Genomic DNA, 25,585 nt, shown 5'->3' with positions numbered 1-25,585 from the left:
ACGCGACTCAATTCCGCTGCGGCGCAGCATGATTTGCGGCTTGACCATCATCAGGCCCGCGCTATCCTGTCAGGCACGGTCGCGGCGATGGCGTCGTCGTATCCTTGGCCGATCTGTCCTGCACGCCGGGAAGTCTTGCGGGGCTTCCTTGCGGCCCCGAATGTCGGGGGGACCGCGATGGAGCGTCCGCAGAACTATCGTTTCCACAATGGCCACAAGGCACCGCTGCCCTTTGCAGCAGATGAATACGACGCGCGGCTGGCCGGGCTGCGTGCGGCGATGGATCAGGCCGGGGTGCAGGCTGTTGTCCTGACCTCGATGCAGAACATCGCTTATTATTCCGGATTTCTCTATTGCAGCTTTGGTCGCCCCTATGGGCTGGTGGTGACGCCGGATGACAGCGTGACCATCAGCGCAGGCATCGACGCAGGCCAGCCATGGCGGCGTTGTCACGGCGACAACATCACCTTTACCGACTGGGGCCGCGATAATTTCTGGCGCACGGTGGCCGGGATCACCGGCACCGGCAAGCATATCGGGTTCGAGGCCGACCACCTGACCATCGAACGTCACGCCCAGATGCAGGCCGCCCTGAACCCCGCGCAACTGACCGACATCGCCCCCGCCACCATGCGTCAGCGGATGCTGAAATCCCCCGCCGAAATCGCACTGATTCGCGCCGGTGCCGGGGTGGCTGATGTCGGCGGCTATGCGATCCGCGACGCGGTGCGTGCCGGTGCCCGCGAAATCGACGTGGCCATGGCAGGACGCGACGCGATGGAGCTGGAAATCGCGCGCCTGTTCCCCGATGCCGAATACCGCGACACGTGGGTCTGGTTCCAGTCCGGCATCAACACCGATGGCGCGCATAATCCCGTCACCTCACGCATGCTGGAACGCGGTGACATCCTGTCGCTGAACACCTTCCCGATGATTTCCGGCTATTACACCGCGCTGGAACGCACCATGTTCGTGGAAACCGTCGATGACGCCTCGCTGGCGATCTGGCAGGCGAATGTGGCGGCACATGAATACGGGATGAGCCTGCTGAAACCTGGCGCCTCCTGCGCCGAGGTGACGGCCAGGATCAACGATTTCTTTGCCGAACGCGACCTGCTGCAATACCGCACCTTTGGCTATGGCCATTCCTTCGGCGTGCTGTCGCATTACTATGGCCGCGAGGCCGGGCTGGAACTGCGCGAAGATATCGACACCGTGCTGCGCCCCGGCATGGTCATCAGCATGGAGCCGATGCTGACCATCGCTGCGGGCCGGCCGGGCGCGGGCGGATACCGCGAACATGACATTCTGGTCATCACCGAGGACGGCAACGAAAATATCACCGGCTATCCCTATGGGCCGGATTTCAACGTGGTGGGCTGATGGAAAGTCCCGCCCCCTGATATATACGGGGGGCGGGACGATGATCCGGCTGGCTTTGACCAGACAAGGCAAGGCCCACATTCAGGCCCGGTTCACCAGCCGCACGATCAGCAGCAGGATAACCGCGCCGATGGTCGAAAAGATGATCGCGCCCAGAACACCGCCCAATGCGACACTGCCGATGCCGACAGCCGGGAACAGGAAACCGGCGATCACCGCGCCAATGATACCGACGACGATGTTCATCAGCACGCCCTGCCCGTGGCCTTTGACGATCTGACCGGCCAGCCAGCCGGCGATGGCACCGATAATCAGTGCAACGATAAGAGTGGTCATAGTGCTTACCCCTTTGAAAAGCCGCCCATCGCGGCCCCAGATAACGGGCCAACGGCCCACCCGGCGGCAAAGTTCCGCCGCAAACAAACATGCAGCCGGGCCACAGGCTGAAAACGAATTAACCACCTCACGAAATCGAGGGGTTGACGATCATGCCCCGCATTATGCTGATGGGGACCGGCTTGAATCCCGCGCGGCTGGTGCCGATGCGGTTTTCACGATATTCCGCTACCTATGATTGCCGCGGGCGGTTCTGCCGCCGTCCGCCGCCGATACAAGGAAGACACAAGATGCGCCTCGCGCCCCTCTGCCTTGCCATGACCCTGGGTCTGGCTGCCTGCGGCACGCCCGAAAGCCGCAACCCCTCGACCGGCTCGGTCGAACCCGCCGCTGCACCCGCGTCCGAATTGTGGATGTATCAGGCCCGCACCGATGTCGGCCCCAAAGGCGAACCGATCGAAATCGCCGCCGTGCGTCAGGGCTATCTGAACGAACGCAACCGGCGCCAGCAGGTGCCCTATAACGGCCCCGAACCCAAGGATACCATCGTCGTCGACCCCTATGCACGCGTGCTGTATCACGTTCTGGGCAACGGTCAGGCAATGCGCTTTGGCGTCGCCGTGGGCCGCGCGGGTCGCGGCTTTTCGGGCGACGCGACGATCCGGCGCAAGGCCGCATGGCCCAGCTGGACGCCCACCGCCAACATGGTCCGCACCGAACCCGAACTGTATTACAACGTTCGCCACGGCCTGCCCGGCGGCTTGCAGAACCCGCTTGGGGCGCGCGCGCTGTATCTGTATCAGGGCGGCACCGATACCATGTATCGCATCCATGGCACCATGGACCCCTCGTCCATCGGCAAGGCCACCTCGGCGGGCTGCATCCGCCTGTTCCAGCAGGACATCATGGACCTGTATGACGAACTGCCGCTGGGTGCCCCGGTCAAGGTGCGCAGCCAGGCCGAAAGCCTGCGCCTGGAAGGGCCGATGATCGAAACCCCGCAGGGCTATATGGTTCCCGCCCCGCAGGCCCCGGTTCAGGCCACCGCGCCGGTGCAGGCCAGCGCCACGGTCAACCCCTATGTCGGCTCGCCGGTCGAAAGCGCGGTTCCGTCGCGCTTCTGACAGCGCATTTGCCGCAACAAGACAAAACGTCTGGCCCCGGTCAATCTGGCCGGGGCTTTGACATTGCAATCGCGGGGCGGCTGACGCACAGTCGCGCCAGATCGCAAGCGGTGCAGCGGGGCACATCATGCCGAACTATTCAAAGGCAGAACAAAAGCTTTTGTCGGAAAAGGATCGGGCATTGACCACCCGCAGCCGGGGTTCGGATCTGACGCAAATGGTCGATGCCGCGCTGATGAAACTGATCGCCGAACTTGACGCGGCGCGCAAGGATGCGGGCCAGCCGGGCGGCCCCGGAAACCGTAACCGCTATGACCTGCTGAACGCCGCGCTGCGCCGCTGCAACGACGAACGTCGGGCGCGCGGTCTGAAACCCGATGGCAGCAAACAAAGCAAGGAAAAGCCGGGCGGCAAACCTGCGGTGGCGGCCGGCGCAGCCCCGGCCGCCACCGCCGCCAAGGCCCGCAACCTGGCCAAACGCACCGGCAGCCCCCGCAACAAGGACGGTCAGCCGCTGGACAAACGCACCGGCCCGCGCCGCATTCCCAAGGCCAAGGCAGCTGCCGCCACAGCCCCGGTGCCCCTCGCCACGGTAGCACCTGCCCCGACAGCAATCGCAGCCACCACACCCACAGCCGTCGATAAGCCAGCCAAAGCGCCAAAACCGGACAAAGCTGCGATCAAGGCGCAGCGCAAGGCCGACAAACAGGCCGCCAAAGAGGCAGAGAAAGCCGCCCGCAAGGCTGAACGCAAAGCCGCAAAAGAGGCCGAAAAAGCCGCGCGCAAGGCCGAACGTCAGGCCGCCCGCAAGGCCGAAAAGCAGGCGGCCAAGGGCAAAAAGGGCAAGGGTGCCTGAACCGGCCCCGTGCCATGCCATGTCGCCTTGATGCGGTTTCCAAGGTCCGGTGTGGATGTTATGGACGGCACGTATCCTTTTGGGGGTTGTCTTGCTGCGCCGCTGTCTTTCGCTGTTGTTCGCCTGCCTGATACTGGCCGCCCCGGCGCAGGCCCGCCCGGCAGTGGATGCGATCCACGGCCGCCCGCCCCCGATTTTGCACGACAAGATCCGCTGCACCGACGATGGTCGCGACTGCATCCGACTGGAGCATTACGTTCTGGACGTCTGCACCATGATCGAGCGCAACGCCGCCGATCACCAGCTTGACCCGAATTTTCTGGCCCGGCTGCTGTGGAAGGAAAGCCGGTTCGAGCCGTCAGCCGTCAGCCCCGTGGGCGCGCAGGGGATCGCGCAGTTCATGCCCGGCACGGCGCGGCTGTATCGGCTGGACGATCCCTTCAACCCGGCGCAGGCAATCGCGAAATCGGCGTGGTATCTGCGCTATCTGACCGACATGTTCGGCAATGTCGGTCTGGCCGCCGTCGCCTATAACGGCGGCGAGAACCGGGCGCAGCGGTTCATTGATGAGATGACCGTGCTGCCCTATGAAACGCAGGATTACGTGCAGTCGATCACCGGCCATAACGCCTGGACCTGGCGCGACAACCCGCCTGACGACGACGCATTGAAGCTGGCGCTGGACGAGACGCTGCCTTTTCACGACGCCTGTGTGAAACTGGCCGGAAACCGCAGCCTGCGTGAATTTACCGTGCCGCAGCGGGTGTTTCCGTGGGGCGTTCTGGTCGCCTCGCATCCGACGCAATCGGGGGCGCAGCAGCAGGTGCAGCGGCTGAACCGGACGCTGCGCCCGATCCTTGGAGGGCAGCAGGTCGGCTTTGTCCGTCGCCCGCTGCGCAGCGGCAGCCGTCCAGTGTTCACCGCGCAGGTCGGCTTTCAGTCGCGCGGCGAGGCGGGGGCGTTTTGCAACCGGCTGAAGGCGGCGGGCGGCACCTGTATAGTGCTGCGCAACTAAGGCCGCGCCCCAAGGCCGGGGGTTTTCCACCCCCGGACCCCCGGAGGATATTTATAAACGAAAGACAGAGCGGCTGTGCCTGCCACGCCGCTTAAAGAAAGCTTTGCGGGTCGATGTCTATCGACAGGCGCAGGTTTGTCGGTGGTTTGTGTGGGGCCAGCCATGCCGCGATGGCGGATTGCAGCGGGGCCTGACGCGGAGCACGGATCAGTATCCGCATCCGGTGGCGGCCACGGATACGGGCGATGGGGGCGGGGGCCGGTCCCCATAGCTCGGCCCCGGCGGCGTGGATCGGGGCGGCGGCGCCTGCCAGTTTTTGTGCGAAGGCGGCAACGGTTTCCAGATCGGGATGCGACAGGATGATCCCGGCAAGGCGCCCGAACGGCGGCATTCCGGCGGCTTGGCGGCCTGCGGCCTCGGCGTTCCAGAAGGCTTCGTCATCGCCTGACAAGATGGCGCGGATCACCGGGTGATCGGGCTGATGCGTTTGCAGCAGCGCGACGCCGGGGCGGTCGCCCGACTGGCGGCCTGCGCGGCCCGCCACCTGCCGCATCAGTTGGAAAGATCGTTCGGCGGCGCGCAGGTCGGCCCCTTGCAGGCCAAGGTCGGCGTCGATCACCCCCACCAGTGTCAGGTCGGGAAAGTTATGCCCCTTGGCGACGATCTGGGTGCCGATGATGATGTCGGTGCCGCCGCTGCCGATCTGGGCGATGGTTTCTTTCAGCGCGCGGGCCGAATGGAACAGGTCGGATGACAGCACCGTGGTCCGGGCCTCGGGGAAGGTGGCGGTGACTTCCTCGGCCAGACGTTCGACGCCGGGGCCAAGCGCGGCCATCCGCCCCTCGACCCCGCAGGAGGGGCAGGCGGTGGGGATGGGTCGGGTTTCCCCGCATTGGTGGCAGACAAGCCGGTTCTGAAAGCGATGTTCCACCATCCGCGCATCGCAGTGATCGCAGCCGATCTGTTGGCCGCAGGCCCGGCACACGGTAACGGGCGCATAACCGCGCCGGTTCAGAAACAGCAGCGACTGTTCGCCGCGCGCCAACCGCTCTGCCACCGCCGCCGCCAGCGCGGGCGAAATCCAGCGCCCGGCGGTCATATCCTGCGCACGCAGGTCGATGGCGGCCATATCCGGCAGATCGGCATCGCCATAGCGGTTGGTCAAATCCAGTCGTGCATATTTGCCCTGCGCCGCGTTGACCCAGCTTTCCAGCGACGGCGTGGCCGAGGCCAGCACCACCTGCGCACCCGACAGGCTGGCCCGCAGCACCGCCATATCGCGGGCGCTGTAATAAACGGTATCTTCCTGTTTATAGCTGGAATCATGTTCCTCATCGACGACGATCAGACCAAGGTCGCGGAACGGCAGGAACAGCGACGACCGCGCGCCGACGACCATCTGCACCTGCCCGCTGGCCGCCATATGCCACAGCCGCCGCCGCTCGGATAAGGTGATGCCGGAATGCCATTCGCCGGGGCGGGCACCGAAACGCGCCTCGACCCGGTTCAGGAATTCGGCCGACAGGGCGATTTCGGGCAAGAGGACCAGCGCCTGACGACCTTGGCGCAGGGTCTCGGCCACGGCCTCAAGGTAAACCTCGGTCTTGCCTGATCCGGTGACGCCGCGCAGCAGCGTGGTGCCATAGCCGCCGTCGCGGATGCCCGCGCGCAGGGCATCCGCAGCCGCCGCCTGATCGGGGGCCAGCGGCTTGCCGGGCAGCGAGGGGTTCAGCAATGGAAAGGGCAGATCGCGCGGCGCGGCGATCTCGGCCAGCGTGCCCGCCGCCACCAGACCCCGCACGACGCTGGTGCCGACCCCGGCCAGATGCGCCAGTTCTGCCGGGGCCATCGGCGCGCCCGCGTGGTCAGCAAAGACCTGCATCACCCGCGCCCGCGCCTCGGTCATCCGGGGTGGCGGGTCGCCCGCAGGCACAATCACCCGGCGGGCGGCAGGCGGCTGATCCAGCCCCGGCACGCGCAGCGCCATACGCAGCATCAGCGGCAGCGGCGTCAGCGTGTAATCGGCGGCACGGGCCAGAAATTCGGCAAAGGCCGGGGTGAAGGGCGGCACATCCAGCACCCGGATCAGCGGGCGTAGCCTGGCCGCGTCAAACCCGCCCTGCCCCGCACCCCAGACCAACCCGATCACCCGGCGCGGCCCCAGCGGACACAGCACCAACTGTCCCGCCTGCACCCCGGTTTCGGGGGCAAGGTAATCCAGCACGCCGACGGGTTCGGCGGTCAGCACCGCGATACGGGCACCCTGGGGGAAAAAGGCTGGCTGGCTCATGCGGTGGTGGTAGCTTGACCGGCGCGGATCGACAATGCCGCCGTGCAGGCTGCACGGTTTTTGGGTATTCGGGCCAGCAAGACGCCCTTGGTTCTGCTCTTTCGGCAGGGCGCGGCTTGCGCTATCACAGACCCAACGCAAGAATGGGAGCCTGCGATGCAATTCTTTGTCGATACCGCCGATGTGGATGCCATCCGCGAACTGAACGATCTGGGCATGGTGGATGGCGTCACCACCAACCCCTCGCTGATCCTGAAATCGGGCCGCGACATCATCGAAGTCACACGCGAAATCTGCGAGATGGTCGATGGCCCGGTGTCCGCCGAGGTCGTGGCCGAAAAGGCCGAGGACATGATCCGCGAGGGCAAGAAGCTGGCCGAGATCGCCCCCAACATCGCCGTCAAGGTGCCGCTGACATGGGACGGGTTGCGCGCCTGCAAAACCCTGTCCGATGACGGGCATATGGTGAACGTGACGCTGTGTTTTTCCGCCGCGCAGGCGATTCTGGCGGCCAAGGCGGGGGCGACATTCATCAGCCCGTTCATCGGGCGGCTGGATGACGTCAATCTGGACGGGCTGGAACTGATCCAGTCGATCCGCGAAATCTATGACAACTATGGTTTTGATACGCAGGTGCTGGCGGCCTCGATCCGGTCGGTGAACCATATCACCGACTGCGCGTTGATCGGTGCCGATGTCATCACCGCGCCGCCCAATGTCATCAAGGCGATGGCCAATCACGTGCTGACCGACAAGGGGCTGGCGCAGTTTAACGCCGACTGGGCCAAGACCGGGCAAAAGATCGGCTGATGGCGGGGCTGGACCCGGAAACCCGCGAAAAGCTGCTGGCTGATCCGGCAGCTTTGCTGGATGACCGCGAGGTGATGCGGGCGCTGATCGCCGCGCGGGATGCTGATATTGGCGAGAATGTCATCGACATTCGCGGCCGCGCGATGGCAGCACTGGAATCGCGGCTGGACCGGCTGGAGGCGGCGCATGAAACCGTCATCGCCGCCGCATGGGACAACCAGTCCGGCACCGCCGTGGTGCACCGCGCCGTTCTGGCCCTGCTGGAGCCGATGGACATCGCCGGTTTCATCGCCGGGTTACAGACCGATGTCGCGCCGGTTCTGCGTGTCGATACCATGGGGCTGGCGGTCGAAGGCACATGGCCGGGGCTGCCCGGCGCCATCTCGCTGCCGCCCGGCGCCATCGGGCAGATGCTGACCGCAGGCCGCCGGGCACCACGCGGCGATGACATCGTGCTGCGCCGCGCCGATCCGGTGGCCGATCCGTTGCACAACGGCATCGCTGTCGCATCCGAGGCGCTGATCCCGCTGGATCTTGGCCCCGGCCAGCCCTCGGCCCTGCTGGTGATGGGCAGCGCCGATCCCGCGCGCTTTACCCCCGCGCAGGGCACTGACCTGCTGCGGTTCTTTGCACAGGTGTTCCGGCTGGTTTTGATCGGCTGGCTGAACAGATGACCGGCGCGCCACAGCTGGCGCTTGCCCCGGCCATGTCGGATGCGCTGGACCGCTGGCTGCTGGCAGAAGGAGCGGCGCGCGGGCGCTCGGACCACTCGCTGCGTGCTTATCGTGCGGATGTGACGGCGTTTCTGGCGTTTCTGGGCGGTTATCACGGCACAGCCGCGCTGCCCGGCACGCTGGCCGGGCTGGCGCAGACCGATATGCGCGCCTTTGCCGCCGCCGAACGGGCGCGCGGTTTGGGGGCGCGGTCGCTGGCGCGGCGGCAATCGGCGGTGCGCAGCTTTTTGCGCTGGCTGTCGGATCGCGAGGCGGTTGACCTGTCGCCCGCCCTGTCGGCGCGCAGCCCGAAATACGCCCGCAGCCTGCCTCGCCCGCTGGCCGAACCCCAGGCGCGCGAGGTGCTGGATATGGCTGGCATCAGCCATGACACGCCATGGATCGCCGCCCGCGATGCTGCGGTGCTGACGCTGCTCTATGGCTGCGGGTTGCGGATTTCCGAGGCTCTGGCCCTGAACGGTGAGGATGCCCCTTTGAGTGATGCGCTGCTGATCCGCGGTAAGGGCGGGCGCGAACGGCAGGTGCCGGTGCTGCCTGCGGCCAAGGCAGCGGTGGCCGAATACCTGCGGCTGTGCCCCTGGCCCATGGCGCGCGGCGAGGCGCTGTTTCGCGGCGCACGCGGCGGGCGGCTGAACCCCGGCCTGATCGCCCGCACCATGGCGCAGGCCCGTGCCAGCCTTGGGCTGCCGGCCAGTGCGACGCCCCATGCCCTGCGCCACTCCTTTGCCACCCATCTGCTGGCCCATGGCGGCGATCTGCGGGCAATACAGGAACTGCTGGGCCATGCGCGGCTGTCCACCACACAGGTTTATACGGGCGTGGATGACGCGCATCTGCTGGAAATCTATCGCAGCGCCCATCCGCGCGGCTGACCGGGGGTTTCACCCCCGGACCCCCGAGGATATTTAGAAACGAAAGACAGGCCGCGATGCGGAACCCTTGCCGGGGGGATGCGGGTTGTCTTGCATCGACAGGAAAGGGTTTGCGATGGAACATGCGATTTTCAAGCGTCCGTTGGGCGTGCCGGTGCCCAAGGGGCTGGATCAGGCGGTTTTCGGCATGGGCTGTTACTGGGGTGTCGAACGATTGTTCTGGCAACAAGAAGGCGTCTGGCTGACCGAGGTGGGTTTTGCCGGCGGCCATACCGAAAACCCGACCTACAGGCAGGTCTGCGCCGGTGGCACCGGCCATGCCGAGGTGGTGCGGGTGATCTTTGACAGTTCCCGCATCAGCTACGATCATCTGCTGAAGATGTTCTGGGAAAACCATAATCCGACACAGGGCAACCGGCAGGGCAATGACGTCGGCGATCAGTATCGCAGCCTCATCATGGTGTTTTCGCCCACGCAACGGACTTTGGCCGAGGCATCGCGCGCCGATTACGGCAACCGGCTGGCCTTGCAGGGCTTTGGCGAGATCACCACGCAGATCATCGACGAGGCCCCCTTCTGGCTGGCCCCCGAGGAGGATCATCAGCAATATCTGCACAAGGTTCCCGATGGGTATTGCGGCCTGCGTGGCACCGGGATAGCCGCATCCATGCCGCAACCGGAGTAAGAGATGCCCACCTGGACCGCCCTGACCCAGACCACCAATCGCGACGATGCCGAAGCTCTGGCTGAAGCCTGCGAGGCGTTGCAGCCCGAACCGATGGGCACCGGCTTTTTCGAGATCGAGGACGGCTCGGATCGGTGGGAGGTCGGGGCCTATTTCACCGAAACCCCGGATGAGGTGGGCCTTGCGCTGTTGGCCGCCGCCCATGGCGCGCAGCCGTTTCTGGTGTCGGAACTGCCCGAAGTGGATTGGGTCGCCCATGTCCGGCGCGAGTTAGCGCCTGTCGTGGCCGGGCGGTTTTTCGTTCATGGCGCGCATGACGCCGACAAAGTGCCGCCGGAGGCCGAGGCGCTGTGTATCGAGGCGGCGATGGCCTTTGGCACCGGCCATCACGCCACGACCAAGGGCTGTCTGCTGGCGCTGGACCGGCTGGCGGTGACGGGGTTCGCACCCGCCCGTATGGCCGACATCGGCTGCGGCACCGCCGTTCTGGCGATGGCGGCGGCGCGGCTGTGGCCCGATGCCCCGCCGGTTCTGGCCAGCGACATTGATCCGGTGGCGGTCGATACGGCGGCCGCGAATGTCCGCGCCAATGGGCTGGACGGTCGGGTGATCTGCCTTGAGGCAGCGGGCTTTGACGCCCCTGCCCTGCGCGATGGCGCTCCCTATGATCTGGTGCTGGCCAATATCCTGAAACAGCCGCTGATCGAACTGGCCCCCGACATGGCGGCCAGCGTGGCAGTGGGTGGCAAGGTGGTGTTGTCGGGTATCCTGACCACGCAGGCCGATGAGGTGATCGCGGCCTATACCGCCGCAGGCTTTGGCGATCCCCGGCGCGAGGATGCGGGTGACTGGTCGGCGCTGGTGATGACGCGCGTTTGAGAACAAAGGTGCCAGTGATCGCGCCGCATGGGTATTGCCGCGGGGCGCGGGGTGCTTAACCGCCCGGCGGAATGATCCACAGGATGTTCAGGTCGGCGTCAGGGGTGAAATCCTTGCGCCGCACCTCGAATGTGGTGGGCGAGGTTTTCGTAACGCCACTGGCGCAAAAGGATACCAGCGTATTCGCAGCCGGCTTTTCCACGGTCAGCCGAAAATCGGTGATCGGACCGCGCCAGTTGCCGCCTGTCGTCAGGATATAGCCGACCATGCGCGCGACAACAAAACCCGCATCGCCACGCCGCATCAGCCGGTTTGCCCCGGCAATGAAATCTGCCTCGGGGCAGAATTGCGCCCAATAGGGTTGGCTGGCATCAATCTCGTCCGGCGCGATCAGCGCACCGCCCGCCATCGGGCGGTATTCGTGCGAGACGGCAATGGTCTTGCCAGCCGGAAATGTCTGTTGCCAGTGAAACAGGCTTTCATAGGTCCATTCCGGCCAGCCATCCTGCATCAGCCCCTGTTGGGCAGAGGTCAGCGTGGCGGGTTCCCTATCACTATGGGCGGCAAAAAACGGGTTCAACGGCAGGCCAGCGGCCAGAACCTGATCCGTCACATCGCGCCCGTTCAGCGTGGCACGTTCCTGATGCGCGGTTGCGACGGGCTGGCCATCGACCGTGACATGAAAAGACAGCGGGGCCTGACCCGGCGTATCGTTATTGTAATAGGCCAGCGGCACACCGAGATCCAACCGCAGATCCGGCATCGGGAAAGCAACAGTGATGGTGGCATCCTGATCGCCATGATTGACGAACTGGTAATCCACCCGCACCCGGTCAACCGAGATATACAGATCCTCGCTGACCATCTCGATCTGGTCGTTCTGACGCAATTCGAACACCAGACCGCCTGCCGACAGGCCCGCCTCGCTGTCATTAGCCAAGGCAGGCGCAGCGGCCAGAGCGGCCAGCAGAGCGGTGCGCGCGATCACTCGCCAGCCCTGCGGCGGGCCAGTTTGGCCTCGATATAATGGCGCAATTCCTCGACCTCGGTGCGGCTTTCGCGCAGGCCATCCATGGCGGCACGTAATTCGGCCTCGGTCTCCAGCAGGCGGCGGGTCAGGTCGGATTCGCGCGCCTCCAGTTCGGCGACGGCGGCAGCGCGTTCCTCTTCGGCGTCGTGCAGTTGTTGGGCCATCTTGTCCAGTTCCGACATATCCGCACGGGTGGGGCGGGTCAGCCGGTGGATCAGCCAGCTTGCGAACCACCCCAGCACGAAGGCGGCGAACAGGATGATCGCGGTGACAGTGATGAATTCGCTGCGGTTCATGCTTTTGCGCCGTCTGTTCCGGTCAACCGTCACCGCCGGGGCGGGGCTGAGGCCGGGGGGTTGTGTCGTCCGGTGTCTGCACAGGAACCGTAGCGGATTCTTGCCCAAGGTCCAGCCCATCCGACAGCGGACCAACGCTTTCCGGCACGCCCACAACCGCAGGCGGGATGGTCGGCAGGTCGTTTTCCGCGGCCACAGCGTCAGACGCGGGCGTGCCCAGTGCCGCCGCAAGCGGCGATCGGGTCGAGGCATCGTCATCAGGTGCCATGCCATCGGGCAAGGTCGGGCCAATCAGACCGGGGGCCAAGACAGCGGCAGCATCCGCGTCCACCGGGGCATCGGCGACTTGCGGTGCCTCGCCGGTCACACCGCTGGTGACATGCGGCGCAGGCAGGGTGCCCTGCGTCACCGGCAGTTCGGACAGCAGACGGAATTCGATGCGGCGATTCGCCTCGCGTCCTTCGTCGGTTTCATTGGTCGCAATCGGCTGGCTTTCGCCATAACCGCGCACGGTCATGTTGTCGGTGTCCATCCCCGCCCCCGCCATGGCGGCCAGCACCGCCTGCGCCCGGTTGCGCGACAGTTCGGCATTCCACGCATCCGAGCCTTGGGAATCAGTGTGGCCGCCAATCTCGATACGAAAGTCGGCGCAGTTTTCCATCACCGAGGACAGCCCGGCCAGGGTCGGGGCCGGATCGCCCGCGATAACCGATTTGTTCGGCTCAAACCCGATGGCCGATTCGGCCATGATGGTATTCATCTGCGCCACACATTCCGACCCGTCCGGCAGCCCCAGCGACGCATCCAGTCGCCGGTCATAGCGCACCGACATTTCGTAATGCGCCCCCGCGCCCAGACGGTCGGCCAGCACCGCCGCCGCCCGGTCTGATGCCTGCTGATCGCCCGACACGCCGCTGATACGGATCATATCGGGCGTCACCGTGACCGAGCCGGTCTTCAGCGGGGCCATTGCCTCTAGCCCGGCAATGACGCGCACGGTCCAGCCGCCGGGCACATCGGGATCGACGCGCAGGCTGGAATCCACCCGAGCAAAGCGCGCCCCGGCAAAGCTGTCCACAGCGTCGCGCATCCGGTCATCTGTGATCCGCCCACGCAGGGAGGCGGTGCCGTCATGACCCACGCTGGCGGAAAATTCGGCAGGGCCAAGCTGGGCGGCCTCGGGGCGTTCGTGTTCGGCGGTCAGGGAAAAGCCGCGCGGCAGGGCCGATTCCAGCCGCCCCACCGTTTCATCATATTGCGCGGCCCCGACCGAGGCGGGCACCAGCAGCGCCATATCGGTATCGGACATGGTGACGGTGCCGCCGCCAATGGCCGCCACCGCACCGATGGCCGCCACCGCCGCGCGATCCCATTCGGGGGACGGCGCGCCAAGGCCGATGGTGCAATCCGCCCCCTGCGCCACACCGGCCCGAACGGCGGCGGCAAGGATACGGTCACGCACCGCCTGACTGTCGGCGGAACAGGCATCGAACCGCGCGCCGTCATCATCCAGCACAAAGCGCAGCACAAAGGGCGCAATGACGGGCCGGGGCGCGGAAATATCGGTGCTCAGCGTCACCGAGGCGGGCCGCGTCCGGTTCAGCGCTGCTTCCAGCCGGGCCTTGTCATCGGCACTGTCGGTCAGCGCCGTGACCGCCACATGCCCGGCGCTGATCGAAATCTTGGACCGAGGGGCCATCTGCGCCACCCGCAACCCGTAATCCAGCGCCACCTGCCAGCCGTCCGGCACGGGGTAATCCGCCCCTTCCAGCAGGTCGGCCACATTGGCCGCGCCGGTGCCATTGCGCAGGTTGCGCACCAGCGTCGCGCGGTCGGTGCCCGCCGGAACCAGCCCGATCAGTGAAATCCCCTCATCATTGCGCAACAGCTCGACCTCGAAATCGGGCGGGTTCAGGGTTGCGATGCTGGCCACGGTCATGTCGTCGATGATCCGGCTGGTATCAACCGCCGTCGAGGCATCGGCCATGGCGCGGAACCGCTGCACCTCGGACGGGGCGGTGCCGGTCAGCCGCACGCGCAGGCCGTCGGTTTCCACCTGCGCCCAGTCATGCCCGCCGGTTCGCAGCGCCAGCCGCACATCCTGACGCGAACGGTTTTCGATAAAATCAGCCGCCGCCCCGGCCCCCACCCAGCAGGCCGCGCCCGCGCCAGTCAGGGCAAGGACGGTCACAAGGGCGGTTGTCATGCGGTTGGCCATCAGTGTGCCTTGCAGTTGTTCAGGGATCGTTCCCGCTTAATTCCCCCTCGGCGGGCACGCAATCAAACGATTGCGTCAACGGCAAGAAACAGCGCAAGGATCAGCCCGGCGTCGCGGTTGGCACGAAACAGCCGCAGGCAGACCGCCGGGCTGTCGGGGCGGAACACCCGCCACTGCCACGCCAGATGCAGCGCGAACCCGGCCAGCCCGACCCAGGCCAGCAGCCCGCCCCCCGCCGCCGCGATCGCCAGCGCCAGCAACAACACAGCCAGCCCGCCGAACAGCGCGATCCAGCGCGGACTGTCATCCCCAAACAGACGGGCGGTGGATTTGACGCCGATCAGGGCGTCATCCTCGGTATCCTGATGGGCATAGATGGTGTCGTAAAAGATCGTCCAGGCGATCCCGCCCGCATAGGCCAGCACCGGCGACCAGCCGACGCCGCCCATATGCGCCGCCCAGGCCAGCAGCACGCCCCAGTTAAACGCCAGCCCCAGAAACACCTGCGGCCACCAGGTAAACCGCTTGGCAAAAGGATAGATCGCCACCAGCGCCAGCGAGGCCACGCCCAGCCAGATCGCCGCCCAGCCCAGCGTCAGCAGCACCGCCAACCCGACCAGCGCCTGCACCGCCATCCAGATCACCGCGCCGCGCACCGTCACCTGCCCCGACGGAATCGGCCGCGACCGGGTGCGCGCGACCTGCGCATCGAAATCGCGGTCGGTGATGTCGTTCCAGGTGCAGCCCGCCCCGCGCATCACCACCGCGCCGATGCCACAGGCCAGCGCAATCCACAGATCCCGCCACATCGGCACATCCGCAATCATTGCCAGCCCGACACCCCACCAGCAGGGCAGCAACAGCAGCCACGTCCCGATAGGCCGATCCGCGCGCGACAGCCGCAGCCATGGCCGCCATGCGGGCGGGGCCAGCCGGTCCACCCAGTTATCTTCGGGCGCGTCCACGACGCGATCTGGCGTTTTCTGCGGGGCTTGCATAACCTGCGGCCTGTCATGGCAAAGATCAGACTGTTCATAGATCACCCGCTAGCCGGGGGACAAGCCGCCGATCTCAATGCGGATCAGGCCCATTATCTGTGCGGCGTGATGCGGCTGGGGCCGGGGGCCGAAATCGCGGTGTTCAATGGCCGCGATGGCGAATGGCTGGCCAGGATCACGCAGGCAGGCAAGCGCAGCGCCATGATCGAGATCTTGCACCAGACCGCGCCTCAGCGTGATGCGCCCGATCTGTGGCTGATGTTCGCGCCAATCAAAAAGGCGCGCACGGATTTTATCGTGGAAAAGGCGGCGGAACTGGGCGCGGCGCGCATCCTGCCGGTGCAAACCGAATTCACCAATTCCGAACGCATCCGGCAAGACCGGCTGCAAGCCCATGCCATCGAGGCCGCAGAGCAATGCGGCGGCACCTTTGTGCCGCAGGTGGCCGATCTGCAACCTCTGTCCCGCCTGCTGGCCGGGTGGGACACATCGCGGCGTATCCTGTGGGCCGATGAGGCCGCCGCCGGGCCTGCCGAATCGCTGTCGGGCCTGCCCTCGGGGCCTTGGGCGGTGCTGATTGGTCCCGAAGGCGGCTTTTCCCCGGCCGAACGTGAGCGCCTGCGCATCCTGCCCTTCGTTAACCGGATCAGCCTTGGCCCGCGCATTCTGCGTGCCGACACAGCGGCAGTTGCAGCGATAACACTGTGGCAAGCCGCAGTTGGCGACTGGAAATAACCTTTAACGCAAGGTCCGAGGTTATTTTCTTGCGCATGGGTTGACGGAAAAAATATGTCAAATTAACCGTTTATGCCACAATCGCATAGCTGTCATGCGGTCGCGGGCGTATCTTTTGAACTCCGCCCGCTCTATATGCAGGGCATCATGTAAACCGCCCGATAACCGGGCATTTTTTGAACAGGTGAAAAAATGGCTGCGTTTGACACGAACCGCGCACAGGCCGGTGCGCGTCCTTTTGGTTTCGGCTTGACCCGTCTCGTCGCGGCGTTCTCGGCCTGGAACGATGCGCGCCTTACCCGCAACGCCCTGAACCGTCTGTCCGACCACGAACTGGATGACATCGGGCTGTGCCGCGGTGATATCGACCGGGTTGCCCGCGGCCTGTAAGGCGCGGCACCGTCGGCCTACGCAGCGGGCGGCATATGGATCAACCCCCGACCTATCCGGCGGGGGTTTTTTCATGGCCCAAGGCCCCGGCTTCCCGTTTGCCCCAATACGCCCCTTTGGCCGCAACCGTCATTCTGAACACCACGCCGCAGATACAGGGCCGGGCCGTTCCAGATCCAGCCCGCGCGCCCGCGCCCGACCAGTTCAAACCCGACCGCCGACCAGAACCCGACCGCCACCCGGTTTCGGGCCAGAACCTCGGCCCGCAGGCCGGGCCGCCCGAGCGCCTGCGCATGGGCCAGAGCCGCCGCAACCAAAGCCCGGCCAACCCCGGCACGGCGGCTGTCTGCGCAGACAACGATCCCGTCAACCACCAGATCATCCGTCGCTGGCCCTGGCCGATACAGCCAGTCAAGCCATCCGGGCGGCAGATCAAAGAACCCGCCCGACGCATCGCGCAGCCCCATCACGCCGACCACCTGCCCGCGATTATCCATCGCCACCACGCCGCGCGCCGCCACCGCCTGCCCCATATCGCCCAAAGGCCGCGCCGTGCGGCCAAAGGCCCCCCACCACAACCGGGCGGCCCGAGGCAAAAGCGGATCAGGGATCGGGGACAGAACACGCATATCCCCTTGTGCGCGCGACAAAGCCGTGGAAACAAGCACGAAACAACACGCGATCCGAACCATGCCCACCCCAGAACCCCGGCCCGAACCTAACGCGCCAGCCCTGCCCCCTGCCGCCGCGCGCGCCCTTGCGCGCAGCCCTGCGCAGGCGTTCTGGCACGGGGCGGTGCAATCGTCGCCGTTTTTGCTGGTGATCCTGCCCTTTGCACTGCTGTTCGGCGTTGTCGCCACCGATGCGGGAATGGATCTGGCGCAAACCATGGGCTTTTCGGTGCTGGTGCTGGCGGGCGCGTCGCAGTTTACCGCCGTGCAACTGTTATCGGATCACGTCCCGGCGATTCTGGTGATCGTCTCGGCTTTGGCGGTGAACCTGCGGATGGCGATGTATTCCGCATCCATGGTGCCCTGGCTGGGCGCGGCCACCGTGCGCGAGCGTATGGCGGTCGCCTATCTGCTGATTGACCAGACCTATGCCCTGTCGATCCAGCATTACGAACTGCACCCAAGGCTAAGCCTGCCGCAAAGGCTGAGTTATTTCTTTGGCACCGCGCTGGTCATGTGCCTGCCGTGGATGGTGTTCACATGGATCGGCGCCACCATCGGGCGGGCGATCCCGGCCAGCATCCCGCTGGATTTCGCGGTGCCGATCACCTTTCTGGCGATGATCGCGCCAATGCTGCGCACGCCTGCGCAACTGGCCGCCTGCACTGTCGCGGTGATCGCGGGGCTGGCGTTCGCCGGTCTGCCCAACGGGCTTGGCCTGCTGATCGCCGCGCCGATGGGCATGGCGGCGGGCGCATGGGTGGACATTCGAACCGAAAGGCGCGCGGGATGAGCGATCTGACCATATGGGCCGTCATCCTTGTCACCGGCATGGGCACGTTTCTGTTACGGTTTTCGTTTCTGGGCGCTTTGGGGCGGCGCAGTATGCCGCCGATGGTGCTGCGGCTGCTGCGGTTCACACCGGTTGCCGTGCTGCCCGCGCTGTCGGCGCCGCTGGTCGTCTGGCCTGCCGCAACCGATGGCCAGACCGACCCGGCGCGCCTGACCGCCGCCATCGTGACGGTGGCGGTTGGCATTCTGACGCGCAACGTGCTGGCCGCGATCCTTGCGGGCGCGGCCACGCTGGCGCTGATGGTTTACTGGGTCTGAAACCGCGCGCGATAGCCGGTAAAATTGCCGTCGCGCTGCTGAATCAGCACATCATGGTTATTCGCCGGATCGCCGTCATAATGGCGTTTCGACTGCACCCCCGGCAGCGTCAGGAACCATTCCCGCAGCTTGAGCGGAGCAAAGCCGGTCGGCGCGGCGGCAAAGCCGGGTGTATCGCGCAGCACCTGCCCGCTGGCCACGGCACAGAACGCCTTGTTCACCGCGCCCTGCCGTTCGGCCCGCGCAATGGCCATATCCGCCACCTCGCGGCTGACGAACACTGTATCTTCGGCCACCCAATAGGTGCTGCGGGCGTGGTAATCTATGTAGAAGTTCTTGAAGTTCGGCGTAATCCCATACAGCACATCGTTACGCTCGGGGATATTCGGATGCTGCCAGCTGCCTGCCGGGTCAAAGATCACCCGCTGGCTGCCGTTAATCATCAGCGCGGAATGGCCACCTTCGCCGCGCGGAATGCCGATGACGGTGAACAGGGTAATCGACGGCGGCTCATCCGAGGTATAACGGGCAGCCCGCACGCGATCATCGGGCGCCCAGATCGGTTCGGCACCACAAGCGGCAACAAGAAACGGCAGGCCCGCGGCCAGAAAGAAACGACGCTGCATCTGACCGGATCAGGCGTTCGCCAGCGCCAGAAAGATCAGCACGACCGCCGTCACCACCGTCGTCCAGACGCAGAAACGGAGAAATCCGTTAAAAGTGCGCTGCTGTTCGCGGATGTCCATTTCGCCGATCGTATGAGTCGTCACGTCATCTTGGGCCATGCCTGTTCCTCCGGATGTTGGCTGGTTTCGGGATAGCGGATGCGCAACCTCATGTCACGCCCCACAGCACGGCACCATCCCTTTCGCCGACGGGCTGTGCCCGTCCGGTGACGGCCAGCCGGTTCAGATGGGCCACGGCTTCGACCAGGGCCAGACCGTATTCCCCCGCCCCGATCTCGCGCCGGTAAAGTGCCGGGAAACATTCAGCAGCGCTGCGGGGCCGTTCGGCCAGCGCGCTGGCCAGACGATCCAGCGCGCGTTCGTGGTTCTGCACCATCTGCGTCAGCCGCAGCGGCAGGCCGGCAAAGGGCAGCTTGTGCCCCGGCAACACCAGATGGCCGGGCCGCGCCAAGGCTGACAGGCGGTGGCAGGCGGCCAGCCAGTCGCCGACCGGATCGGCCTGCGGCTCGGTCGGATAGACGCCAAGGTTGGGCGAGATACCGGGCAGCAACTGATCGCCGCCGATCACCAGATCATCCGACAGCGACCATAGCGTGACATGTTCGGGCGCATGGCCATCGCCCATCGTCACCCGCCAGTCGCGCCCGCCAAAGCGGACCCTCTGCCCTTCGGTCAGGCGGGTATAGCCAAGCGGCAGAGGATGGACGGTATCGGCAAAGTTGAACGGGCGCTGCCCGGCGCGTTCGGCCAACAGCGCAGCCGGCATCCCGGCACGTCGCCAGAAGGTCAGCGTTTCGGGGGGCGGGCTGCCCTGTTCATCCAGCACCAGCATCCGCGCCATCAGCCACGCCGTGCGGCTGGTCCACAGATCAGACCCCTGCGCCATGAACCATCCGGCAAGGCCGATGTGGTCGGGGTGATGATGCGTGGCGATGATCCGCGTGACAGGCCGTCCGGCCAGAGGACCAGCCAGCGCCGTTTCCCAGATGGCGCGGCTGCGGCGGGTGTCAAAGCCGGTGTCGATCACCGTCCAGCCGCCACCTTCCGCCACATCATCGGCAAAGGCAAAGACGTTGACATGGTCCAGCGCCATCGGCAGCGGCAGGCGCAACCACAGCACGCCATCGGCAATTTGCACTGCCTGCCCTGGCGCGGGCGGGTCGGGCCACGGATGGCTGATGCCCGCCGGTTCGCGACCTTGGGGCAGGCTCACGCCGAGGCAGCCCCGGCCAGTGCCGCGTCGGGGATGGCGTCCAGATCGGCGACACCCGCCCGCGCCTCGGCCAGATCGGCATACATCCGGGGCAAGATGCGGGTGATATAGACGCGGGCCAGCTTGCGTTCGGCCTCGCCGCCCTTTCCAGCCGCCCGGATATGGTAAATCGCTCCCAGCACCCGCGCAAAGGCGTGCAGATAGGGCACCGCCCCGGCAAAGCGGTCGGACATGCCCGAATCGAGCATGGCCTGCGTGCCCTCGCGCAGCGCCTCGGTCGCCTGCCAGACCAGATCGGCCATTTCGGGGCAGATCGCATGTGCCTTGCGGGCGTCATCCCCCGCCTCGTCCAGCAGGCGCAGTGCTGCATCGCCGCCATCGGCCAGCTTGCGGCCCACAAGGTCCATCGCCTGAATGCCGTTGGTGCCTTCGTAGATCGGCGTGATCCGCACATCGCGCAGATATTGGGCGGCGCCGGTTTCCTCGATATAGCCCATGCCGCCGTGGACCTGCACACCGGCATCGGCCACGCGGCAACCGACATCGGTGCCGTAAGCCTTGGCAATCGGCGTCAGAAAGGCGGCGCGGGCGGCCCAATCGTCGTCGCCGGTGGCGCGGGCCATATCAATCGCCGTGGCGCAGGCCAGACAGAGGGCGCGGGCGGCAAACACCTCGGCCCGCGCGGTGGCCAGCATCCGGCGCACATCGGGATGGCCGATGATCGGCCCCATCTGGTTGCGGTCCTGCGCATAGGCGACGGCCTGTTGCAGCGCCGCCTCGGCCACGCCGACGCCTTGCGTGCCAACCCCCAGACGGGCAGCGTTCATCATGGTGAACATGGCGGCCATACCCTTGTGTTCCTCGCCCACCAGCCAGCCTTTGGCGCCGTCAAAGGACATCACGCACGTCGGGCTGCCATGGATGCCCAGCTTGTGTTCCAGCGAGACGACATGCAGGCTGTTGCGGGCGCCCGGATCGCCGTTTTCATCAGGGATGAATTTCGGCACCATGAACAGACTGATGCCACGAGTGCCGGGCGCGGCATCGGGCAGGCGAGCCAGCACCAGATGGCAGACATTGGCGGTCACATCGCTGTCGCCCCAGGTGATAAAGATCTTTTGTCCGGTCACGCGATAGGTGCCGTCGCCCGCCGGTTCCGCGCGGGTTGTCAGCGCACCGACATCGCTGCCCGCTTGTGGTTCGGTCAGGTTCATGCTGCCCGACCAGTCGCCGCTGGTCAGGCGCGGCAGATACAGGGCCTTGATCTCGTCGCTGGCATGATGTTCCAGCGCCTCGATCTGGCCTTGCGTCAGCAAGGGGTTCAGTTGCAGCGCAAGGCAGGCGCCCGACATCATATCCGCCACCGCCGTGTTCAGCGCCTGCGGCAGACCCATGCCGCCATATTCGGGATCAGCCGACAGCCCGACCCAGCCGCCTTCGGCAATGGCGCGGAACCCGTCGGCATAGCCGGGCGAAGACCGCAGCACACCGTTTTCCAGCCGTGCCGGGGTCAGATCGCCCGCGCGGTTCAGCGGCGCGATGACATTGCTGGTCAGCTTGCCTGCCTCGGACAAGATGGCGTTGACAGTTTCGGGCGTCGCCTCGGCATAGCGCTCGGTGTCGGCCAGCCGCCCGAACGGCACCACATGATTCAGGATAAACGCAATTTGTTCGACCGGAGCGCGATAGGCCATGATTCCCCCCTTTATATCAGGCGCGGCTTGGCAAAGATTGCCCGCACGCTTATCTGATCGTTTTCGCATATCCCTTGACTTCGCAAGCCCCTACAGACCGGAACTCTACGTCACCGATGCAGACACAGCGCCTGACAGACGACCCACAGGGCATTGCCACCGCCGCACGGCTGCTGGCGGCGGGCTGGCCCGTGGCGATCCCGACCGAAACGGTTTACGGGCTGGCGGCCGATGCCCGGAATGGCGCGGCGGTGGCCGCCGTTTATGCGGCCAAGGGGCGACCCGCGTTCAACCCGCTGATTCTGCATGTGGCCGATCTGACGGCGGCGCGGGCGCTGGTCGATCTGCCGGATGAGGCCGAGGCGTTGGCGGCGGCCTTTTGGCCCGGCGCGCTGACGCTGGTGGCACCGCTACGCGCCGAGGCGGGGGTGGCGTCCCTGGTGACAGCGGGGTTGACCACGGCGGCGGTGCGGGTGCCGACCCATCCGGTGGCGCAGGCGGTGCTGCGCGCCTTTGGCGGGCCTTTGGCCGCACCTTCGGCCAATGCTTCGGGGCGGGTCAGCCCGACGACGGCGGATCATGTGCTGGACAGCCGCGCCGGGCTGGGCGGGCGGATCGCGGCGGTGCTGGACGGCGGGCCATGCCCGGTGGGCGTGGAATCGACGATCATCGGCTGGGATGGCGCACAGCCGGTGCTGATGCGCCCCGGCGGCATCGCGACCGAGGCGATTGAGGCGGTTCTGGCCGCCCCCCTGCGGCGCGGGCCTGACCCGGACAGCCCGCGGGCACCGGGACAACTGGCCAGCCATTACGCCCCGCAAGCGGCTGTGCGGCTGAACGCCGACGCGCCGCGGGCGGGCGAGCAATACATCGGCTTTGGCAGCGACGGCCCGCTTAGCCTGTCGCCCACTGGCGATCTGACCGAGGCTGCGGCGCGCCTGTTCGATGTGCTGCGCCGCGCCGATGATCTGGGCCAGCCGATCGCGGTTGCGCCGGTGCCGGATCATGGTTTGGGCGCGGCGATCAATGACCGGCTGCGGCGCGCGGCGGCACCGCGATAAGGGGGGCACACCCAATTCGTCGGGAAAAAGCTCCGCTGGACCTTTTTCTGATCCGCCTTATCGCGTGGGATATTTGCAGACCAAAGATAGCTGTCAGCCGTAGCGGGCGGCAAAGTTCGCAAGGATTTTCCCTGATATTTCAGTCTGGACACCGGCAACAGCGGCAGTCAGCGCGTCAGCCGCGTCGGGCGGGAAATAGCCTTTGTTGCGATAGATGCGGATGCGCAGCGCAAAGCTGTTGCCATCGGATTCCGGGTGGAACTGCGTGGCATAGATGTTGTGCCGATGGCGGATCATCTGGAATGGGCAGGCATCACCCGCCAGCAGATGCGCCGTGTTGGCCGGCAGTTGCTCCAGCGCCTCTTTATGGCCGACGAGGGCCGGGAATTCATGTGGCAGGCCGGTCAGCAGCGGGTCGGCGGCGGCCTGATCGGTCTGGCGGACGATGACGGCGCCGACAGCTTCGCCGTAACGCGATTTGCCAACCGGCGCGTTCAGTGCCCGGCCAAGGATGCCGATGCCGTAGCAGCAACCCAGAAAGGGAAAGTCCGCCGCGATCACCTGTGGCATCAGCGACAGGATCGCCGCCTCGATCCGGGCCTCGGTCGGGGTTTTCTGATCGGGCGGGTCAGAGACACAGCCCGGACCGCCGCCGACGATAATGCCTGCGTAATCAGCCAGATGCAGCGCGGCGGGCAGGCTGTCGCGGTCCAGCCGGATACGGCGGATCTGATCGGCGCGCAACCGGCCCCGGCGCAGGATGGCGGCGAATTCCTCATCCGCCGCCTCGTCTTCGGGGCGGAGTTGCAGGATCAGGAATGGCTTCATCAGACCCCAGCCAGAACCGCAGCCATAGCCAGCGCGGCGGGCACCGTCTGCACCATCAGGATACGGCGGCTGACGGTAGCCGCGCCATAGAGGCCAGCGACCGCAACACAGGCCAGAAAGAACAGTATTACGCCCTGATCGCCGCGCCAAAGGCCCCAGATCAGCCCTGCTGCCAGAAAGCCGTTATACAGCCCCTGATTGCCCGCCATCACCCGCGTTCTGGCTGCGAAATCCGCATCCAGCCCGCCAAATGCGGCACGGGTGCGCGGGGCCTGCCAGCGGAACATTTCCAGCCACATGATGTAAAGATGCAGCGCCGCGACCAGCCCCGCCAGCACCAGACCGATCATGCGGCGGGCATCCGCGATTCGACCATACCGGCATACCAGCTTGAGCCAAAGGGGATCGCCTCGTCGCTGAAATTATAGGCCGGATGGTGGACCATCGCCGTGTCGCCATTGCCGACGAAGATATAGGCGCCGGGGCGCGATTCCAGCATATAGCTGAAATCCTCGCCGCCCATCATCGGGGCCACATCGGTGTTCACATCGGGCGATATTGCGCGTGCGACATCAATGGCATAGCCGGTTTCGGACGGGTGATTGCGCGTGACCGGATAGCCGCGCTCATAGGTAACGGCGGCGGTGGCGCCAAAGGCAGCGGCGGTGTTGACGGCGACGCGGGTGATGCCCTCTTCCAGCTGATCGCGCACATCCGGGTCAAGGCTGCGGGCGGTGCCTTTGATCTTGACCACCTGCGGGATGACGTTATGCGCCGTCGAATCCGTCGTGACCACGCAGGCCGAGACCACGCCGTTTTTCAGCGGGTCGATATTGCGCGACACGATGGATTGCAGCGCGGTGATGATATGGGCGGTCACCAGAACGGTGTCGATCACCTCTTGCGGCTTGGCGGCGTGGCCGCCCTTGCCCGTCACCACGATGTCGAACTGGTCGGCGGCGGCCATGATCCCACCTTCGCGGATCGCAAAACTGCCCACCGGAATGCCGGGCATGTTGTGCATGCCGTAATATTCCTGAATGCCCCAGCGATCGGTCAGCCCATCCTGGATCATCGCGTCGCCCCCTGCCCCGCCTTCCTCGGCCGGCTGGAAGATGACGATGGCGGTGCCGTCGAAATTTCTGGTCTCGGCCAGATACTTGGCCGCGCCCAGCAGCATGGCGGTGTGGCCGTCATGGCCGCAGGCGTGCATCTTGCCGGGGGTTTTCGAGGCATAGTCAAGGCCGGTCTGTTCGATGATCGGCAGCGCGTCCATATCGGCGCGCAGCCCGATCACGCGGCCTCTGGTATCGGTGCGGCCCCGGATCACCCCGACCACGCCGGTCTGGCCGATGCCCTCGGTCACCTCGTCGCAGCCGAACTCGCGCAGCAGCTCGGCCACGCGGGCGGCGGTGCGGTGGACATCATAGAGCAGTTCCGGGTGTTCGTGAAAGTCGCGGCGCCAGGCGGTGATCTCGGGCAGCAATTCGGCGAAGCGGTTTTTGGGTGGCATGGTGGGACTCCTTTGAGGCGAGATTAGGGCAGCGGGCGGGTGTTGCGCAACGGGGCGCGCGTTGCTTTGGCCGGGCAGCGCAACGGAGGTGCTGTAAAGACCAGCAATTGCCGGGTTTTTCGCTGCACAGCCGGTGCACCAGTTGTGCACAACCTGTA

At 65.9% G+C, this 25,585-nt stretch carries 28 protein-coding genes; 14 read left to right on the top strand and 14 right to left on the bottom strand.

The features are described 5' to 3' along the window. Window positions 1–177 precede the first annotated feature (177 nt). Complete coding sequence (locus Q4G22_RS11810) at window positions 178–1,383, top strand: aminopeptidase P family protein (protein WP_303386102.1); 1,206 nt, start codon at window positions 178–180, stop codon at window positions 1,381–1,383. Between the two features lie 81 nt (window positions 1,384–1,464). On the opposite strand, the gene Q4G22_RS11805 is transcribed toward Q4G22_RS11810, so the two are convergent. Further along, window positions 1,465–1,719: a GlsB/YeaQ/YmgE family stress response membrane protein gene (locus Q4G22_RS11805; RefSeq protein ID WP_303386101.1), complete on the bottom strand. Its 255-nt coding sequence runs from the start codon at window positions 1,717–1,719 to the stop codon at window positions 1,465–1,467. Between the two features lie 290 nt (window positions 1,720–2,009). On the opposite strand from Q4G22_RS11805, the gene Q4G22_RS11800 reads away from it, so the two are divergent. From Q4G22_RS11800 to Q4G22_RS11790, 3 genes are all read left to right on the top strand, one after another. Further along, on the top strand, window positions 2,010–2,843 hold the full coding sequence (locus Q4G22_RS11800; protein ID WP_303386100.1) for a L,D-transpeptidase: 834 nt from the start codon (window positions 2,010–2,012) through the stop codon (window positions 2,841–2,843). A gap of 127 nt (window positions 2,844–2,970) precedes the next feature. Continuing rightward, window positions 2,971–3,699 (top strand): hypothetical protein, encoded by a 729-nt coding sequence (locus Q4G22_RS11795; protein WP_303386099.1) that lies wholly within the window; start codon window positions 2,971–2,973, stop codon window positions 3,697–3,699. A gap of 55 nt (window positions 3,700–3,754) precedes the next feature. After that, window positions 3,755–4,714: a lytic transglycosylase domain-containing protein gene (locus tag Q4G22_RS11790; protein ID WP_303386098.1), complete on the top strand. Its 960-nt coding sequence runs from the start codon at window positions 3,755–3,757 to the stop codon at window positions 4,712–4,714. A 91-nt stretch (window positions 4,715–4,805) separates the two neighbouring features. Here the strand turns inward: Q4G22_RS11790 and Q4G22_RS11785 are convergent, their stop codons facing one another. After that, on the bottom strand, window positions 4,806–7,004 hold the full coding sequence (locus Q4G22_RS11785; RefSeq protein WP_303386097.1) for a primosomal protein N': 2,199 nt from the start codon (window positions 7,002–7,004) through the stop codon (window positions 4,806–4,808). A gap of 156 nt (window positions 7,005–7,160) precedes the next feature. Here Q4G22_RS11785 and fsa point away from each other — a divergent pair, with 156 nt between their 5' ends. The 5 genes from fsa (at window position 7,161) to Q4G22_RS11760 (ending at window position 10,984) form a co-directional block, all read left to right on the top strand. Next, a complete protein-coding gene (gene fsa / locus Q4G22_RS11780; protein ID WP_303360852.1) occupies window positions 7,161–7,814 on the top strand; it encodes a fructose-6-phosphate aldolase in 654 nt (217 codons plus the stop codon). Continuing rightward, complete coding sequence (locus Q4G22_RS11775) at window positions 7,814–8,488, top strand: DUF484 family protein (protein WP_303386096.1); 675 nt, start codon at window positions 7,814–7,816, stop codon at window positions 8,486–8,488. Before fsa ends, Q4G22_RS11775 begins: the two co-directional genes overlap by 1 nt. Next, window positions 8,485–9,420, top strand: a complete 936-nt coding sequence (locus Q4G22_RS11770; protein WP_303386095.1) for a tyrosine recombinase XerC — start codon at window positions 8,485–8,487, stop codon at window positions 9,418–9,420. The genes Q4G22_RS11775 and Q4G22_RS11770 overlap by 4 nt, the downstream gene beginning before the upstream one ends. Window positions 9,421–9,535: 115 nt before the next feature. Further along, window positions 9,536–10,105 carry a peptide-methionine (S)-S-oxide reductase MsrA gene (msrA, locus tag Q4G22_RS11765; protein ID WP_303386094.1) on the top strand — a complete coding sequence of 190 codons (570 nt, stop codon included), beginning with the start codon at window positions 9,536–9,538 and terminating at the stop codon, window positions 10,103–10,105. Window positions 10,106–10,108: 3 nt separating this feature from the next. Then, window positions 10,109–10,984, top strand: a complete 876-nt coding sequence (locus tag Q4G22_RS11760) for a 50S ribosomal protein L11 methyltransferase (RefSeq protein WP_303386093.1) — start codon at window positions 10,109–10,111, stop codon at window positions 10,982–10,984. Window positions 10,985–11,039: 55 nt separating this feature from the next. Here the strand turns inward: Q4G22_RS11760 and Q4G22_RS11755 are convergent, their stop codons facing one another. The 4 genes from Q4G22_RS11755 to ubiA form a co-directional block, all read right to left on the bottom strand. Next, window positions 11,040–11,972, bottom strand: coding sequence for a DUF4424 family protein (locus tag Q4G22_RS11755; protein ID WP_303386092.1), 933 nt, complete (start codon window positions 11,970–11,972; stop codon window positions 11,040–11,042). Next, on the bottom strand, window positions 11,969–12,310 hold the full coding sequence (locus Q4G22_RS11750; protein ID WP_303386091.1) for a hypothetical protein: 342 nt from the start codon (window positions 12,308–12,310) through the stop codon (window positions 11,969–11,971). The genes Q4G22_RS11755 and Q4G22_RS11750 overlap by 4 nt, the downstream gene beginning before the upstream one ends. 22 nt (window positions 12,311–12,332) lie before the next feature. Continuing rightward, a complete protein-coding gene (locus tag Q4G22_RS11745) occupies window positions 12,333–14,528 on the bottom strand; it encodes an OmpA family protein (protein WP_303386090.1) in 2,196 nt (731 codons plus the stop codon). A gap of 62 nt (window positions 14,529–14,590) precedes the next feature. Continuing rightward, window positions 14,591–15,526: a 4-hydroxybenzoate octaprenyltransferase gene (gene ubiA / locus Q4G22_RS11740; protein WP_303386089.1), complete on the bottom strand. Its 936-nt coding sequence runs from the start codon at window positions 15,524–15,526 to the stop codon at window positions 14,591–14,593. Window positions 15,527–15,541: 15 nt separating this feature from the next. Between ubiA and Q4G22_RS11735 the strand changes: the two genes are divergently transcribed. Continuing rightward, a complete protein-coding gene (locus Q4G22_RS11735) occupies window positions 15,542–16,261 on the top strand; it encodes a 16S rRNA (uracil(1498)-N(3))-methyltransferase (RefSeq protein ID WP_303386088.1) in 720 nt (239 codons plus the stop codon). 192 nt (window positions 16,262–16,453) lie between these two features. Further along, on the top strand, window positions 16,454–16,651 hold the full coding sequence (locus Q4G22_RS11730) for a DUF1127 domain-containing protein (RefSeq protein ID WP_303386087.1): 198 nt from the start codon (window positions 16,454–16,456) through the stop codon (window positions 16,649–16,651). A gap of 71 nt (window positions 16,652–16,722) precedes the next feature. Here the strand turns inward: Q4G22_RS11730 and Q4G22_RS11725 are convergent, their stop codons facing one another. After that, window positions 16,723–17,280: a GNAT family N-acetyltransferase gene (locus Q4G22_RS11725; protein ID WP_303386086.1), complete on the bottom strand. Its 558-nt coding sequence runs from the start codon at window positions 17,278–17,280 to the stop codon at window positions 16,723–16,725. Window positions 17,281–17,341: 61 nt separating this feature from the next. On the opposite strand from Q4G22_RS11725, the gene Q4G22_RS11720 reads away from it, so the two are divergent. Both Q4G22_RS11720 and Q4G22_RS11715 read left to right on the top strand, forming a co-directional pair. Then, a complete protein-coding gene (locus Q4G22_RS11720) occupies window positions 17,342–18,115 on the top strand; it encodes an AzlC family ABC transporter permease (protein ID WP_303386085.1) in 774 nt (257 codons plus the stop codon). Then, window positions 18,112–18,432 carry an AzlD domain-containing protein gene (locus Q4G22_RS11715; RefSeq protein WP_303386084.1) on the top strand — a complete coding sequence of 107 codons (321 nt, stop codon included), beginning with the start codon at window positions 18,112–18,114 and terminating at the stop codon, window positions 18,430–18,432. Before Q4G22_RS11720 ends, Q4G22_RS11715 begins: the two co-directional genes overlap by 4 nt. Here the strand turns inward: Q4G22_RS11715 and Q4G22_RS11710 are convergent. The 4 genes from Q4G22_RS11710 to Q4G22_RS11695 are packed head-to-tail and all read right to left on the bottom strand — an operon-like array spanning window position 18,420 to window position 22,025. Further along, a complete protein-coding gene (locus tag Q4G22_RS11710; protein ID WP_303386083.1) occupies window positions 18,420–19,058 on the bottom strand; it encodes a hypothetical protein in 639 nt (212 codons plus the stop codon). The two genes, Q4G22_RS11715 and Q4G22_RS11710, sit on opposite strands and share 13 nt — an antisense overlap. Window positions 19,059–19,067: 9 nt before the next feature. Next, window positions 19,068–19,217 carry an aa3-type cytochrome c oxidase subunit IV gene (locus Q4G22_RS11705; protein WP_303386082.1) on the bottom strand — a complete coding sequence of 50 codons (150 nt, stop codon included), beginning with the start codon at window positions 19,215–19,217 and terminating at the stop codon, window positions 19,068–19,070. A gap of 49 nt (window positions 19,218–19,266) precedes the next feature. Then, window positions 19,267–20,331 carry an MBL fold metallo-hydrolase gene (locus Q4G22_RS11700; RefSeq protein WP_303386081.1) on the bottom strand — a complete coding sequence of 355 codons (1,065 nt, stop codon included), beginning with the start codon at window positions 20,329–20,331 and terminating at the stop codon, window positions 19,267–19,269. Continuing rightward, on the bottom strand, window positions 20,328–22,025 hold the full coding sequence (locus tag Q4G22_RS11695) for an acyl-CoA dehydrogenase (RefSeq protein ID WP_303386080.1): 1,698 nt from the start codon (window positions 22,023–22,025) through the stop codon (window positions 20,328–20,330). Before Q4G22_RS11695 ends, Q4G22_RS11700 begins: the two co-directional genes overlap by 4 nt. 116 nt (window positions 22,026–22,141) lie before the next feature. On the opposite strand from Q4G22_RS11695, the gene Q4G22_RS11690 reads away from it, so the two are divergent. Next, window positions 22,142–23,086: an L-threonylcarbamoyladenylate synthase gene (locus Q4G22_RS11690; protein WP_303386079.1), complete on the top strand. Its 945-nt coding sequence runs from the start codon at window positions 22,142–22,144 to the stop codon at window positions 23,084–23,086. Between the two features lie 93 nt (window positions 23,087–23,179). Here Q4G22_RS11690 and Q4G22_RS11685 read toward each other — a convergent pair whose 3' ends face one another. From Q4G22_RS11685 to Q4G22_RS11675, 3 genes are read right to left on the bottom strand one after another with little or no spacing between them, the layout of a single operon-like run. Then, window positions 23,180–23,914, bottom strand: a complete 735-nt coding sequence (locus Q4G22_RS11685) for a glutamine amidotransferase (protein ID WP_303386078.1) — start codon at window positions 23,912–23,914, stop codon at window positions 23,180–23,182. Continuing rightward, a complete protein-coding gene (locus Q4G22_RS11680) occupies window positions 23,914–24,264 on the bottom strand; it encodes a DUF1304 domain-containing protein (RefSeq protein WP_303386077.1) in 351 nt (116 codons plus the stop codon). Before Q4G22_RS11680 ends, Q4G22_RS11685 begins: the two co-directional genes overlap by 1 nt. Next, window positions 24,261–25,427, bottom strand: a complete 1,167-nt coding sequence (locus Q4G22_RS11675) for a M20 aminoacylase family protein (protein WP_303386076.1) — start codon at window positions 25,425–25,427, stop codon at window positions 24,261–24,263. Before Q4G22_RS11675 ends, Q4G22_RS11680 begins: the two co-directional genes overlap by 4 nt. Window positions 25,428–25,585: the final 158 nt, after the last annotated feature.

The sequence above is a fragment of the Paracoccus sp. (in: a-proteobacteria) genome (genome assembly GCF_030538655.1).
Classification (GTDB): Bacteria; Pseudomonadota; Alphaproteobacteria; order Rhodobacterales; family Rhodobacteraceae; genus Paracoccus.
The sequence above is the reverse complement of the archived record's forward strand: the minus strand, read 5'-3'. Positions and strand labels throughout refer to the sequence as shown.

Bases quoted from the DNA above. Each gene is read 5' to 3' on its own strand.
- Q4G22_RS11745 (WP_303386090.1), bottom strand. From the start codon at position 14,528: ATGGCCAACCGCATGACAACCGCCCTTGTGACCGTCCTTGCCCTGACT.
- Q4G22_RS11685 (WP_303386078.1), bottom strand. From the start codon at position 23,914: ATGAAGCCATTCCTGATCCTGCAACTCCGCCCCGAAGACGAGGCGGCG.
- Q4G22_RS11695 (WP_303386080.1), bottom strand. From the start codon at position 22,025: ATGGCCTATCGCGCTCCGGTCGAACAAATTGCGTTTATCCTGAATCAT.
- Q4G22_RS11720 (WP_303386085.1), top strand. From the start codon at position 17,342: ATGCCCACCCCAGAACCCCGGCCCGAACCTAACGCGCCAGCCCTGCCC.
- ubiA (WP_303386089.1), bottom strand. From the start codon at position 15,526: ATGCAAGCCCCGCAGAAAACGCCAGATCGCGTCGTGGACGCGCCCGAA.
- Q4G22_RS11750 (WP_303386091.1), bottom strand. From the start codon at position 12,310: ATGAACCGCAGCGAATTCATCACTGTCACCGCGATCATCCTGTTCGCC.
- Q4G22_RS11810 (WP_303386102.1), top strand. From the start codon at position 178: ATGGAGCGTCCGCAGAACTATCGTTTCCACAATGGCCACAAGGCACCG.
- Q4G22_RS11775 (WP_303386096.1), top strand. From the start codon at position 7,814: ATGGCGGGGCTGGACCCGGAAACCCGCGAAAAGCTGCTGGCTGATCCG.
- Q4G22_RS11785 (WP_303386097.1), bottom strand. From the start codon at position 7,004: ATGAGCCAGCCAGCCTTTTTCCCCCAGGGTGCCCGTATCGCGGTGCTG.
- Q4G22_RS11805 (WP_303386101.1), bottom strand. From the start codon at position 1,719: ATGACCACTCTTATCGTTGCACTGATTATCGGTGCCATCGCCGGCTGG.
- Q4G22_RS11770 (WP_303386095.1), top strand. From the start codon at position 8,485: ATGACCGGCGCGCCACAGCTGGCGCTTGCCCCGGCCATGTCGGATGCG.
- Q4G22_RS11790 (WP_303386098.1), top strand. From the start codon at position 3,755: ATGTTATGGACGGCACGTATCCTTTTGGGGGTTGTCTTGCTGCGCCGC.
- Q4G22_RS11705 (WP_303386082.1), bottom strand. From the start codon at position 19,217: ATGGCCCAAGATGACGTGACGACTCATACGATCGGCGAAATGGACATC.
- msrA (WP_303386094.1), top strand. From the start codon at position 9,536: ATGGAACATGCGATTTTCAAGCGTCCGTTGGGCGTGCCGGTGCCCAAG.
- fsa (WP_303360852.1), top strand. From the start codon at position 7,161: ATGCAATTCTTTGTCGATACCGCCGATGTGGATGCCATCCGCGAACTG.
- Q4G22_RS11760 (WP_303386093.1), top strand. From the start codon at position 10,109: ATGCCCACCTGGACCGCCCTGACCCAGACCACCAATCGCGACGATGCC.
- Q4G22_RS11680 (WP_303386077.1), bottom strand. From the start codon at position 24,264: ATGATCGGTCTGGTGCTGGCGGGGCTGGTCGCGGCGCTGCATCTTTAC.
- Q4G22_RS11715 (WP_303386084.1), top strand. From the start codon at position 18,112: ATGAGCGATCTGACCATATGGGCCGTCATCCTTGTCACCGGCATGGGC.
- Q4G22_RS11735 (WP_303386088.1), top strand. From the start codon at position 15,542: ATGGCAAAGATCAGACTGTTCATAGATCACCCGCTAGCCGGGGGACAA.
- Q4G22_RS11710 (WP_303386083.1), bottom strand. From the start codon at position 19,058: ATGCAGCGTCGTTTCTTTCTGGCCGCGGGCCTGCCGTTTCTTGTTGCC.
- Q4G22_RS11690 (WP_303386079.1), top strand. From the start codon at position 22,142: ATGCAGACACAGCGCCTGACAGACGACCCACAGGGCATTGCCACCGCC.
- Q4G22_RS11800 (WP_303386100.1), top strand. From the start codon at position 2,010: ATGCGCCTCGCGCCCCTCTGCCTTGCCATGACCCTGGGTCTGGCTGCC.
- Q4G22_RS11795 (WP_303386099.1), top strand. From the start codon at position 2,971: ATGCCGAACTATTCAAAGGCAGAACAAAAGCTTTTGTCGGAAAAGGAT.
- Q4G22_RS11730 (WP_303386087.1), top strand. From the start codon at position 16,454: ATGGCTGCGTTTGACACGAACCGCGCACAGGCCGGTGCGCGTCCTTTT.
- Q4G22_RS11725 (WP_303386086.1), bottom strand. From the start codon at position 17,280: ATGCGTGTTCTGTCCCCGATCCCTGATCCGCTTTTGCCTCGGGCCGCC.
- Q4G22_RS11675 (WP_303386076.1), bottom strand. From the start codon at position 25,427: ATGCCACCCAAAAACCGCTTCGCCGAATTGCTGCCCGAGATCACCGCC.